A 13,109-nucleotide genomic window follows, 5' to 3' on the forward strand; every position below is an offset into this window, starting at 1 on the left:
TAAAAGTTTAAAATTAACGTTTATCTATTCCTCTGAAGAAGGAAATAAAACAATGAAATTTTATAAAAAAGCGTGATTAACCCCATAAACTATTAGGTTTTGTAATTTCACTTGCGCAAAAAGGTACGATTTGATGTTTTTAAATTCAGATTTATTACCGTCGCGACTTCCCCGGTCTCGACTATTGTTTATAAGGACTCAAATCGTACAACCGAACTATCAGGTATTGGAGAAAACTATGAGCAGGTAAATGAGTGATGAAAAAAATAAAATATCAGACAGTTACCCCTTATAACTCTTGAAAATTTTATGATCGCGTGTAGCTTGCGGATCAGCGATATGATAAGAAAAAAAATACTATTGAGGTATTTTGAGATGAAACTTACACAACCCATCACGATCAATCATCTTGATGTAACAATTGCGCCCAATATCCATAGTCGTCTGCGCTGGAAAGAGTACCAGATACTAAATTTATTAATCCAGAATTCACCAGCGGCGGTGACGCGTGCCGAGCTGGTTAATCAGATTTGGAAAGGAACCTATTGTTCGGACTCGACCATCAACCAAACGATAAAATCCATTCGCCAAAAGCTGGGGGATGAGAACCATGACATAATTAAAACCATACCGCGCATAGGCTATATCATTGAAGAAAAACAAATGGTTAATATTTTCTTTAACCCTCAATCCGTCGATGAATACGTACCTGAGCCCTTAAGACCGGAACCCGCGCAGGCCACAGCGGCTACGGCGGCCCGCATGGCTTGCGAGCCAGATATCCAGGAAACGGCCACCATGGAAGACGCGTTTTTTGACCAGCCCACCTGGGCATTGCCGCCGCCTTCGAGAATTACAAAAACCATTACCAGACCGACAGTAAATAGATCGAATCCGTTAAAAGATGTTTCTTCCGCTTTTGCGGCCAGGATTCAGCAAACAAAAAGTAAAATCATATTGGGATCAATGGCTTTTTTTATTTTATCTCCTTTGATAATGTATTCCTTTTCAACAATTAAAATCCCTTTCGCGTCTTATGCGTTGGAACTGGCGCGGTTCAATAAAGTCAACGCGGTGACCCTGACGTGCCCGTTAGGTTATAATAGTTCTTCCAGTGACGCATTTTCCTGCAAAAGCCTAACGGTCAAATTCGACGGCGTTGCTTTCGATTGCCAGGTGTTAGGTGAAAAGTAGCGTTTCACTCCCTGACGCCCTCGTTATTTTCATAAAAAAGCCCGAATAGATATTCGGGCTTTTTTATCGGCTAAAGAAATTTCTCCTGCCGTTAAGTGAAATGAAATTCAGGTGAAATCATCCTTTTTTCAGTCAATTCTTATATTCCATGAAACTAAAATTATTTTTCTAAAAATTATTTTACTTTTTTTTATTTGCCTAAGTAAGCATAAAGCTATATTTTTCAATTATTCGAGAAAGTTATATTTCGGATACGTGCCTGTAGCTACCTTGTTAAGCAATTTTTAACAGCTCTATTGACATCGGAATTTGAGACATTTTTACCCGAAGAGGAACATGAGAGCTATCATTTATAATTCATTGTGGATCATACTTGAGAAGTTATGCTTTGCAGGCGCAGGCATCATTTCAGCAATGTATATAGCCCGTTATCTTGGACCTGAAAATTTCGGTACGCTGAGTTATTTAGTTTCGATTATCGCATTGATATTGCCTTTTATACAATTGGGCAGCGACAATGTCTTATTCAATCGCATAGCAAAAAACCCGCACAGTGGCATGAACCTAATGGCAGCCTCGTTGCGGATAAAGTTCCTGCTGTTTATCATTTTCAGCGCGGGACTGCTCCTCTGGGCATATTATGCTGTCCCACGGCAACACTTTTATATTTTAATGATTTTATTACTGGGAACGTTTTTTACCTTAAGGGATATTTACAAACTGTATTACGACGCGACTCTGGCGTCCAAGGTTAACCTGATTATCAACAACACGGTATTGGTTATATTTGTGCTAGCCAACCTGCTGTTTGCCTGGTTGCAGCTAAGCTTGATATGGTTTGCGGTTTCCCTGGCGGGCAGAAGCTTTGTTCCTTATATTGTGCGCAGGGTTCTATTTTATCGCCATCAACAGGCTAAAGGGATTCATTATAAAAGAAAGCTGAAGGCCAAATACAGCCGCTTTTATAATATCTATTTACTGAAGGTGGGGTTGCCACTGGCTATATCCAGCCTGGCGATAGTGATCTATACCCGTATTGATCAGATAATGCTGGCGAAATTCATTGGTTATCATGCGGTGGGTATTTATAGCGCGGCACTGGCGATAAGCGGTGGCTGGATGCTGGTTCCCATGGCGCTGATTACCTCGTTTATGAGCACCATCGCCAGCGAGCGCGATGCCAAAAGGGCCGCGGACCGTGTGCGCATGCTGTATATGGTCACCCTGGTAGTGTGCGCGCCGGTGATAATCATCATAGGATTTTTTAGTCACGATATCATACAGTTAATTTATGGTGCCGCCTATAAAGACTCGGCGTCCATCCTGTTGATATGTGCATTGACATCCCTTTGCAGCGTATTGGGCACCATTTCGTACCGGATAATATTGATGCATTCCGGCTATCATTTTGTCGCATTAAAGATGCCGGTTATCGCCTTACTGAACATAGCCCTCAATTATCACTTTATTCCGCTATTCGGCATAAAGGGCGCGGCGCTATCAACCTTATTATCCGAGGCCATATCTCTGTTCGTGCTCAATGCGTTGTTCAAAAAAGGGTTAGTCACTTATCAGTTGCTCAGTGCCTATAAAAGTATTCCAAAATTTATAATTGAGGTGCAAAACTATGTTAAATCCACTCGTCAGGCAAGCGTCTAAATTGTTGCCGGATTCTTTATATCATCAATTAAAATATGTGCGCGTATTCAAAAAATGGCCGAACATTGCCCAACCGACGACATTTAGCGAAAAAATCACTATCCGCAATTTTCGTCCGAAAGCAATCTATACGAATCTTGCAGATAAATATCTCGTGCGTGAATACATTGCCAATACTATCGGCAAAAAATATCTTATTGAACTACACGCCGTATTTGATGAACTGACGCCGGAGATCTATGCCGGCCTGCCGCAGGCATTTGTGATTAAAGCCAACCACGGTTCGGGCTTTAACCTGGTAGTGCACGATAAAGCGGACACCACGTTTGAGCAACTCAGCGCCTTAACCCGCTTCTGGACCAAGACTAACTATTATAAAACCAGCAGAGAACGGCATTATAAAAAAATCCAGCCCCGCATCCTGGTGGAGCACCTGCTGCAGGACGAGGGCCATATACCCAACGATATCAAGTTCCACTGCTTTAACCAGCAGGGTGAGATGCATATTTTTATCCAGGTTGACTACGACCGTTATGGCCTGCATCGCCGCGACGTATTTGATACTGAATGGCACAAGACCGATATCAGGATGGGCTTGCCGAACAACCCTGTCCCTATGCCCGCGCCTAAGAATTTACCGGAAATGGTGACGCTGGCAAAACGTCTGGCGGCGGATTTTAATTATGTCAGGGTGGATTTTTATGAAGCCGACGGCAATGTCTATTTTGGTGAGCTGACCTTTACGCCGGGCGGTGGCCTGTGCAAAATGTATCCGGAAGGGGTGCAGCACCAATGGGGCAGTTTTTTTACCGAGTAACGCCGGGGCCCGTGGTAGAAATGATAATAAATATAAGATGTCATTAAATGGTATTTTACTGCACCGATATCGCTGAGAGGCGAACCGGGAATAGCACCGTCTGCACACATGAACGGGCGGGCTATTCCCAGCTTTTTCGGCTGGGCGTTGCCGGCGGCATAATACTGAGGCTTGCCGCGCGAAATACCCCCCTGCCCTCCCCCGCGCCGCACATTATTCACCCCTGACGGCAGGCCCGATGGCATCGCCACCGCCGCCAGACAAGCGATACGCTCAAACCCTGAGCAAACAACGCATCCCTGATAAATTATACTTGACCGGAATGGGACGAATCCCTATAGTACCGCCCCGTTGACCCTTGGTTAACAGCGTGGTGAGGTGTCCGAGTGGCTGAAGGAGCACGCCTGGAAAGTGTGTATACGAGAAATCGTATCGAGGGTTCGAACCCCTCCCTCACCGCCAAAATTATTAGGGTCAAGCTGTTGTTAACAGCCTGGCCTGGCGGTAATAAAAAGCCCGGATGATTATCCGGGCTTTTTTTAACTCAATGATAATGCGCCATACTGACGCCGCATGCGTAGCGACCGTCAGCGATAGGCATTCAACGTACGCTGGCACAGCGCGGAGCGAACGCAATCCTGTTTGCCGAAACGCACCACACCGATCATTTCGTCCTCCTCGTTAAACCGCTCCAGAGCATCAGCCAGTCCGGATTTTACCCCTCTGGGCAAATCACATTGCGTAATATCACCGTTGACAATAACCGTGACATTTTCTCCCAGACGGGTTAAAAACATCTTCATTTGGTTGACGGTAACATTCTGCGCTTCATCCAGAATAACCACCGCATTTTCAAAGGTACGTCCGCGCATATACGCAAAAGGAGCGATTTCCACCTTGCCGATTTCAGGGCGCAGGCAATATTGCATAAAGGACGACCCCAGCCGGCGCAGCAAAATATCATAAACCGGTCGGAAATAAGGGGCGAATTTTTCAGCAATATCCCCCGGCAGGAAACCCAGGTCTTCGTCGGCCTGTAATACAGGCCTGGTAACGATAATACGGTCAACCTCTTTGTGGATTAATGCATCGGCGGCCTTAGCAGCGCTAAGGAAGGTTTTACCACACCCTGCCTCGCCGGTTGCGAAAATTAACTGTTTGGTCTCAATGGCTGTTAAATAAGCTTCCTGAACTTCATTACGTGCCTCTATTAACCTGGTGTCGCGACTGTCGCGCGCCATGCCTATCGATTCAATCCCGCTCATATGAACAAGAGAAGTGACCGAGTCCTCTTCACGCATTTTGTGATTGCGTGATTCACGCCGGATAACGCGTTTAGCTTCGCGACGAGCTTTGATCACTACTTTTTGTCTTCCCATAAGTGGCACCTTACAGTTTGTTTCACCATTCACACAGGCATAGGCCTGATGATTACGCTTCACATTCAGATGAGGTTGTGGCTTCCTTTAAAGCCAATAATAGCCATGAGATAAGATGACACGGCCCGTTGCATCCGCATGGACAATACGGACGTACCGGAGTGCGCATCAGTTGGAAAAAAGCAACGGAGTTGAGAACACAAGGGAACAATTACATTGCCGGTCGGCAAAAACGAAGTTGGAAACGAAGCGTTGAAATTACAACCGCCGACTGTTCCGGAGGCGATTGGTGCAGAACCTGGTATTGCCATCAGCCCATAAAAGGACACTGTCATTAGCGATCCCCGCAGTGAGGTTATGAATTTCGCATCTGAACAACTTTCTGAACTAGCTTGATGTCTTGAGTATAATGACATTGCATCACTTTGCGCTGGGATTGCAATATTTTTTTTAGCATTCGACCAAATAATAAGCAATAGCCGTTACGCTTGAACTGGATGACCTTAACCCAATAGCGCCCCCCGACTTTATTGCCCGCTGATATATCGCCCCACAGAACGCTTTTTCCCGCTGCGCTGGTAAAAAGCCGCGGCTTACGTAAAACATCAATTATTACAAATTTAATCAAATAACCCCTGTCACGCCGTTCTTGCGCCATCATGCCGTTGCGGTTTACGGCGTGCAGGCGTCGCCCGCGCCACGATTGCAACCTTATTAACTATAAGTTAATTGTTTATTAACCCGGTTGCACTTAGTTGCAACATTGGCGATAGTGATATCTCACATGCTCGCCGGGGATACAGCGATGGTAACCACTACGATGGGGGTAAAGCTTGACGATGCCGCCAGGGAAAGGATTAAGAACGCGGCGCGGCTGATTGATCGCACTCCGCATTGGTTGATTAAGCAAGCTATCTTCCATTACCTGGATGAGCTGGATAAGGGTCATGCCCCTGGGCAAGACGCCGCGTCCATGCCCGGGGACAACGACCCGGCGGAGCCGCCGGCAATAGAAACGCGCCAGCCATTTCTGGAGTTCGCCGAACAGGTATTGCCGCAATCGGTATTGCGCGCCGCCGTCACCGCCGCAGGGCGACGTCCGGAAACCGAAGCCGTGCCGTTGCTGATTGAACAGGCGCGCCATCCCGCCGCCGCGGCGCAGATAAGCCAATTAGCCCGCCGCCTGACCGAAACGCTGCGCCAGCAGCACAGCGCCGGCGGCCGCGCCGGCATGGTGCAAGGATTTCTGCAGGAATTTTCCCTGTCGTCGCAAGAAGGGGTGGCGTTAATGTGCCTGGCGGAGGCGCTGCTGCGCGTGCCGGATAAGGCCACCCGCGATGCGCTGATCCGCGATAAAATCAGCCGCGGCAATTGGCAGCCCCATATTGGCCGCAGCCGGTCGGTATTTGTCAATGCCGCCACCTGGGGACTGCTGTTTACCGGCCGTCTGGTGGCCACCCATAACGAGGGCAGCCTGTCGCGCTCCCTGAACCGTATTATCGGTAAAAGCGGCGAGCCGTTGATCCGCAAAGGCGTGGATATGGCCATGCGCCTGATGGGCGAACAATTCGTCACCGGCGAGAATATCGGCCAGGCGCTGGCCAATGCCCGCCGGCTGGAACAGCGCGGTTACCGCTATTCCTACGATATGCTGGGCGAAGCCGCCCTGACCGAGGATGATGCCCAGGCCTACCTGCTTTCTTATCAGCAGGCCATCCATGCCATCGGCAAGGCCTCCAACGGCCGCGGCATCTATGAAGGACCGGGCATTTCCATCAAGCTTTCCGCCCTGCATCCGCGCTATGCCCGTTCTCAATACGCGCGGGTGATGGACGAACTCTATCCCCGGCTGCTGGCGTTAACCCTGCTGGCGCGCCAATATGATATCGGCATTAATATCGATGCCGAAGAGTCGGACCGCCTGGAGCTATCCCTGGATTTATTGACCCGACTGTGTTTTGAACCGGTGCTCGCCGGCTGGAACGGCATTGGTTTTGTCATCCAGGCTTACCAAAAACGCTGCCCGTTTGTTATCGACGAGCTGATAGACCTGGCGCAGCGCAGCCAACGGCGCCTGATGATCCGTTTGGTGAAAGGGGCGTATTGGGACAGCGAAATCAAACGCGCCCAGGTGGAGGGACTGGAAGGGTATCCGGTCTATACCCGTAAGGTATATACCGACGTCGCCTACCTTGCCTGCGCGCGCAAGCTGCTGGCGGTGCCGCATCATATTTACCCGCAGTTCGCCACCCATAACGCCCAGACGCTGGCGGCCATCTATCATTTCGCCGGGCAGAACTATTATCCTGGCCAATACGAATTTCAATGTCTGCACGGTATGGGCGAGCCGCTGTATGACCAGGTGGTGGGACCGGTGGCCGACGGCAGGCTGAACCGCCCTTGCCGCATCTATGCCCCGGTGGGTACCCATGAAACCCTGCTGGCTTATCTGGTGCGCCGGTTGCTGGAAAACGGCGCCAATACCTCATTTGTTAACCGTATTGCCGACAGCGCCCTATCCCTGGATCACCTGATTGCCGATCCGGTGGACGAGGCGCTGGCCATCGGCGAACGGGAAGGCGGCGTTGGCCTGCCGCACCCGCTGATTCCCCTGCCCCGTCGGCTGTACGGTCCGTTACGGCTTAATTCGGCCGGGATCGATCTGGCCAATGAACATCGTCTCGCCTCGCTCTCCAGCGCCTTGCTCAACAGCGCCAACCTGCACTGGCGCGCCCACGCCGGCGATAGCACGTCACGCGACGGCGAGTTATGGCATGCGGTGCTTAACCCGGCCGACGCGCGCGATAATGTCGGGGAATGCCGCGACGCCACCGAAGACGACGTCGAGCGGGCCATTGCCTGCGCGGATCACCACGGCGCGATATGGTCGGCCACGCCCTGCGCCGAACGAACCGCGGTTTTAAACCATGCCGCGGATCTGTTGGAACAGCGTATGCCCACCCTTATCGGCCTGCTGATACGCGAGGCCGGTAAAAGCTTTGCCAACGCCATCGCCGAAGTGCGCGAGGCCGTCGATTTCCTGCGCTACTATGCCGGCCAGATCCGGGAATTCGATCGCGACGGCTGCCGTCCGCTGGGGCCGGTGGCCTGTATCAGCCCCTGGAACTTCCCCTTGGCCATCTTTACCGGCCAGGTGGCGGCGGCGCTGGCCGCAGGCAACAGCGTGCTGGCAAAGCCCGCCGAACAAACGCCGCTGGTGGCCGCGCAGGCCATCGGCATCCTGCTGGAAGCGGGCGTGCCGCCCGGCGTACTGCATTTCCTGCCGGGCGACGGCGAGACCGTCGGCGCGCGGCTGGTGGGCGACCATCGGGTGCGCGGCGTGATGTTTACCGGCTCCACCGCCGTCGCCCGACTGATACAGGCGACGCTCGCCCAACGGCTGGACCCGCTGGGACGTCCGGTGCCGCTGGTGGCGGAAACCGGCGGGATTAACGCCATGATCGTTGACTCTTCCGCTTTAACGGAACAGGTGGTGAACGATGTCATCGCCTCCGCGTTCGACAGCGCCGGGCAACGGTGTTCGGCGCTGCGTTTATTATGTATTCAGGAAGAGGTGGCCGAACGCACTCTGCGCATGCTGCGCGGCGCCATGGCGCAGTGCAGCGTCGGCGATCCGCAATGGCTTGCCACCGACATCGGTCCGGTGATTGACGCCCAGGCCCGGCAGGCTATAGAGGAACATATCGCCGCCATGCGCGAAGCCGGCCACCCGGTATGGCAGGGCGCCCATAACGACGGCGCCGGACGGCAATCCCTGGGCGCCGGTACCTTTGTCATGCCCACGCTGATTGAGCTGGACAGCGTGGCGCAGCTGGATAAGGAAGTGTTCGGTCCGGTCCTGCACGTGGTCCGCTACCGCAGCCGCGACCTGAACACCTTGCTTGAGCAGATTAACGCCGGCGGGTATGGCCTGACCCTGGGCCTGCATACCCGCATTGATGAAACCATAAACCGGGTAATGGAACAGGCGCGGGTAGGCAACTGTTATGTCAACCGCAATATGGTCGGCGCCGTGGTCGGCGTGCAGCCCTTCGGCGGGGAAGGACTCTCCGGCACCGGGCCCAAAGCCGGCGGCCCGCTGTATCTTTATCGCCTGTTATCCCAACGGCTGCCCGAGGCACGGCCCGACGCGCTGCGCGCCGGGGACGCGACCGGCAGCCCGTGCGCGCCGCGGCCGGCTTATGACGCCCTGATGATATGGGCCGGGGAGAATATGCCGGCGGAGAAGGTGCGCGCGCTCAGGCGCTTTGGCGAGCTGTCATTGGCCGGCACGGTCAGGATGCTCACAGGCCCGACCGGCGAGCAGAACAGCTACCGCTTATTGCCGCGCGCACGCGTATTGTGCCTGGCCGAAGACAATAATGACCGGCTAACGCAACTGGCGGCGGTGTTAAGCGTCGGGTCCCAGGCACTGTGGCAGGACGGGCCGGAGACCCGCGTGCTGTATGACGGTCTGCCGGAGGCGGCGCAGGCGCGCATTGTCCTGCACGATGATTGGCTCAAGGCGGCGGATCCGTTTGACGCCGTGCTGTTCCATGGCGACTCGGACCGGCTGCTGGCGCTCTGCGGCACGCTCGCGCGGCGGCCCGGCCCCATTATCCAGGTGCATGGCTACGCGCGCGGCGAGACGGCGATTTTACTGGAGCGCTTATTAGTGGAACGGTCGGTCAGCATTAATACCGCCGCCGCGGGCGGCAACGCCAGCCTGATGACCATCGGCTAAACCTTTATCCCCCGTCCGCCGCCATGGTATAGACATGGCGTGGACGGGCAACCGGCCTGGCTTTTAAAAATTACGCTGCCAATTGAGGTACTGATCGTATTTACGCAGGGCGATGCGGTAATTGCTTTGCCCTGCGTCCGGAACGTCCTCAATAAGCATTTGCGGGCCACTGGGGCGCTCGAATTTATCATGGGGATAATTCCTGGCCGCCAATATTTCATCAAGGCGCCGCAGGCGTACCACATATTCACGAATAGTACTGTGACTCATCGCCGTCTGTTCAAATAAATACTGCTTGAACGCTTTGATATCGAAATAGTTTGCTTCACTATTGCAAGAAATTACGCTGCAAAACCGGCACAGCGCCGTCAGCTCTTTATTCAGGCTTTGCCAGACGAGATCGTCGATAAGCTGGTCCATACCGGCGATGGCTTCTTTATTGATAATCTGCCCGCGAAACACCAATGTCATACGATCCAACGGCTTGCCGCACTGGCAGCAATGGGTTTGACAGTGCTTGAAATCTTTCAGGTAACGGCTCAAGGGCCGTTTTTTACCCACTTTGGCTAACATGTCGTTTTCCCTAGTGCTAAGAATAGGGCTTTCAATAGCGCATTGGACTTGCGCTATGGAAAGCTAATTAATATGTTTTAATATCTCTATCAGCGTGCTTAACAACGGGGAATTTATTATTCCCCTACCCGGCCGCTAATGATCGTTATTCAGGCGCGCGCGCAAACGTTTAATCGCCTGGCTATGCAATTGACTTACCCGTGATTCACCCACCTCCAGCACCGCGCCAATTTCCTTCAGGTTCAATTCCTCCTGGTAATACAGCACCAGGACCATTTTTTCCCTTTCCGGCAAACCGTCGATGGCCTCAATGACCCTTTCACGCAAATTGTTCTCCATTAATATCTGGAGCGGATTAGCGTCTTCGTGTCCCGGCATTAGATTATCGGCACTGTCGCCGTGATCTTCACACCATTCGTCATAAGAAAAGAGCTGACTGTTGTTGGTGTCGAGCAATATCTGCCGGTATTCCCCAAGCGTAATATTGAGCGTCTGGGCGACTTCCTGTTCAGTGGCAACCCGGCCCAGCTGCTGTTCGGCCTGATGAATGGCCTGCGCCACCTCCCGCGCATGGCGCCGCACGCTCCTGGGCACCCAGTCCCTGCTGCGCAGCTCATCAAGCATGGCGCCGCGAATGCGCTGCACCGCGTAGGTGGTAAAGGTCGTGCCCTGCAGGCAGTCGTACCGTTCCACCGCGCTCAACAGGCCTATCCCCCCCGCCTGCAGCAGATCGTCGAGTTCCACGCTTGCCGGCAGCCGCACCTGCAGACGCAAGGCCTCGTGACGGACCAACGGAATATAGCGTTGCCATAGGGACTGTTTATCTATTACGCCCGTGGCAGTATACAGATCGCTCACCATGACTATCCTACATTGATCCTCTTATCGATGTTATTATCCGGCTAGCCGGCACGATCAATCGGCTGAATAGTCGCTTAAATACCCCTCTATTTATATCCTGCCGGATCGAACGCAATTTACTTTATATAAACAGTGGCTTATCTTCGTCCGCGGCGGTATTTATTTCACATTGGCCATGATATAGCGAAAAAAAACCCCGCCTGGGCGGGGTTTTTACGCATTACAATGCGATGAACAAATTATTGCAGCAGTTTCAGCACGGTCTGCGGAACCTGGTTAGCCTGGGCCAGAACCGAGGTACCGGCCTGTTGCAGGATCTGCGCCTTGCTCATGTTGGACACTTCCGTCGCGTAGTCGGCATCCTGGATACGGGATTGCGCTTCGCTCAGGTTGCTGTTGGTGCTGGCCAGGTTGTTGATAGTGGAGTCAAAACGGTTTTCCACCGCACCCAGCTTGGAGCGCAGGGTATCAACGGTGGACAGCGCGCTGTCCAGGGCTTTCAACGGATCGGTGGTGGCGACGGCCAGCGATTTGCTTGAATCGTAAGCGGCGCTGGTAATCTTGCCGTCATCATCAGTAGTGACGTCAGCGGCGTAATACTTAACTTTATCAGCCGTGGTGCCGTCTGTCGTATCTTTGATAAAGTAATGGTTATTTTTATCTTGAACAATACTGACATTGGCCGAATCAATTTTCGAGTCTTTATTGGTATCGGTGGCAACGGAAACTGCAGCGGTAGTCGCAGCTTCAACCTTCGCGGTTAATACGCCAGAGCCGTCGACAGAAACGGTGGCGGCATAACTTTTACCTGCGGAAGTCACGACGGAGTAATTGCCCTTGGCGTCTGCAACCAGGGTACCGGCACCGATATTGGTCGCGTCGGCGTTACCGGCGGCATCCACGGTGGCAGCCAGTGAGGTGTAGGCAGCGGTGCTGCCGGCGGTTACGGTATTGACGGTTTTACCGGTCAAGTCGGTGTTAGTCACACCGGCGCCTACGGTAGCCGTTAATTTACCGGTTTTATCAATTGTGGTGGTGGCTTTATAAGCCTTGCCGTCATCACCTTCGATATAATAATCGGTACCGTCGGAAATTACCTTGGTGCTGGCGCCGATGGCTGCCTTGACAGGTGCATCAGCACCGGTCGCATCAGCGGCGGTCGCAGTAAGTGCGACGGTGCCCGTGGCAGCAACAGCGGTACCGGTTGACAAGGCGGCGGCGGACGTGGTGCCGTTCGGGCCGTTAACATTAAAGGTATTCAGTGTCAGCGTGGTGGAATCAATTTTTTGCAGATCGATATTGATCACTTCACCATCGTTGGAACCCACCTGGATTGACAGGGTTTTATTCTGGCTCAACACTTTCACGCCGTTGAAGTCGGTTTGCTGGGAGATACGGTCGACTTCAGAGAGGCGCTGCGTGACTTCGTCCTGGATGGACTGCAGGTCGCTGGCGGAGTTGGTGCCGGTCTGCGACTGCACGGTCAGGGTACGAATGGCCTGCAGGTTGGTATTGATTTCGTCCAGCGCGCCTTCAGTGGTCTGCGCCAGGGAGATACCGTCATTGGCATTACGCGACGCCTGGGTCAGGCCGTTGATATTGGAAGTGAAACGGTTGGAGATCGCCTGACCGGCGGCATCATCTTTAGCGCTGTTGATGCGCAGGCCTGATGACAGACGTTCGATAGCGGTACTCAGTTTGGACTGAGACTTGTTCAGGTTGTTCTGAGCCAGCAGGGAAATGCTGTTAGTATTGATAACTTGAGCCATGGTATATTCCTTTGAAATCATGCATCAGGACTGAGTAATTAATTCGGGCATCAATACGAGTAAGTGTTAATGGCCGTCCCACAAGGTATCGGCGAGCCGTCGGTAACCTTTAA

The 13,109-nt window shown here is 52.7% G+C and carries 9 protein-coding genes and 1 tRNA gene; 5 read left to right on the plus strand and 5 right to left on the minus strand.

Going from position 1 to position 13,109, the window contains the following annotated elements; all coding sequences use genetic code 11:
* The first annotated feature begins 375 nt into the window (after positions 1-375).
* The 4 genes from ACL2XN_RS06965 (at position 376) to ACL2XN_RS06980 (ending at position 4,132) form a co-directional block, all read left to right on the plus strand.
* Positions 376-1,194 carry a winged helix-turn-helix domain-containing protein gene (locus tag ACL2XN_RS06965; protein ID WP_413730547.1) on the plus strand — a complete coding sequence of 273 codons (819 nt, stop codon included), beginning with the start codon at positions 376-378 and terminating at the stop codon, positions 1,192-1,194.
* A gap of 336 nt (positions 1,195-1,530) precedes the next feature.
* Entirely contained in the window at positions 1,531-2,853 is a 1,323-nt protein-coding gene (locus ACL2XN_RS06970; RefSeq protein WP_410015369.1) for a flippase, read from the plus strand.
* Positions 2,822-3,670, plus strand: coding sequence for an ATP-grasp fold amidoligase family protein (locus ACL2XN_RS06975; protein ID WP_413730549.1), 849 nt, complete (start codon positions 2,822-2,824; stop codon positions 3,668-3,670). Before ACL2XN_RS06970 ends, ACL2XN_RS06975 begins: the two co-directional genes overlap by 32 nt.
* A gap of 372 nt (positions 3,671-4,042) precedes the next feature.
* Positions 4,043-4,132, plus strand: a tRNA-Ser gene (locus tag ACL2XN_RS06980).
* A gap of 125 nt (positions 4,133-4,257) precedes the next feature.
* On the opposite strand, the gene phoH is transcribed toward ACL2XN_RS06980, so the two are convergent.
* Together phoH and ACL2XN_RS06990 are read right to left on the minus strand one after the other, a co-directional pair.
* Positions 4,258-5,049 (minus strand): phosphate starvation-inducible protein PhoH, encoded by a 792-nt coding sequence (gene phoH, locus ACL2XN_RS06985; protein ID WP_410015371.1) that lies wholly within the window; start codon positions 5,047-5,049, stop codon positions 4,258-4,260.
* Between the two features lie 355 nt (positions 5,050-5,404).
* A complete protein-coding gene (locus ACL2XN_RS06990; protein ID WP_413730551.1) occupies positions 5,405-5,710 on the minus strand; it encodes a hypothetical protein in 306 nt (101 codons plus the stop codon).
* A 144-nt stretch (positions 5,711-5,854) separates the two neighbouring features.
* Here ACL2XN_RS06990 and putA point away from each other — a divergent pair, with 144 nt between their 5' ends.
* On the plus strand, positions 5,855-9,793 hold the full coding sequence (putA, locus tag ACL2XN_RS06995; RefSeq protein WP_413730552.1) for a trifunctional transcriptional regulator/proline dehydrogenase/L-glutamate gamma-semialdehyde dehydrogenase: 3,939 nt from the start codon (positions 5,855-5,857) through the stop codon (positions 9,791-9,793).
* A gap of 63 nt (positions 9,794-9,856) precedes the next feature.
* Here putA and fliZ read toward each other — a convergent pair whose 3' ends face one another.
* The 3 genes from fliZ to ACL2XN_RS07010 all read right to left on the minus strand — a co-directional run bounded on the left by fliZ (position 9,857) and on the right by ACL2XN_RS07010 (position 12,996).
* Positions 9,857-10,366 (minus strand): flagella biosynthesis regulatory protein FliZ, encoded by a 510-nt coding sequence (gene fliZ / locus ACL2XN_RS07000; RefSeq protein WP_410015374.1) that lies wholly within the window; start codon positions 10,364-10,366, stop codon positions 9,857-9,859.
* A 135-nt stretch (positions 10,367-10,501) separates the two neighbouring features.
* On the minus strand, positions 10,502-11,224 hold the full coding sequence (locus tag ACL2XN_RS07005) for an RNA polymerase sigma factor FliA (protein ID WP_410016563.1): 723 nt from the start codon (positions 11,222-11,224) through the stop codon (positions 10,502-10,504).
* A gap of 242 nt (positions 11,225-11,466) precedes the next feature.
* Positions 11,467-12,996, minus strand: a complete 1,530-nt coding sequence (locus tag ACL2XN_RS07010; protein ID WP_410015375.1) for a flagellin — start codon at positions 12,994-12,996, stop codon at positions 11,467-11,469.
* Between the last annotated feature and the right edge of the window lie 113 nt (positions 12,997-13,109).

The organism is Sodalis sp. RH22 (assembly GCF_047324165.1).
GTDB lineage: Bacteria > Pseudomonadota > Gammaproteobacteria > Enterobacterales > Enterobacteriaceae > Acerihabitans.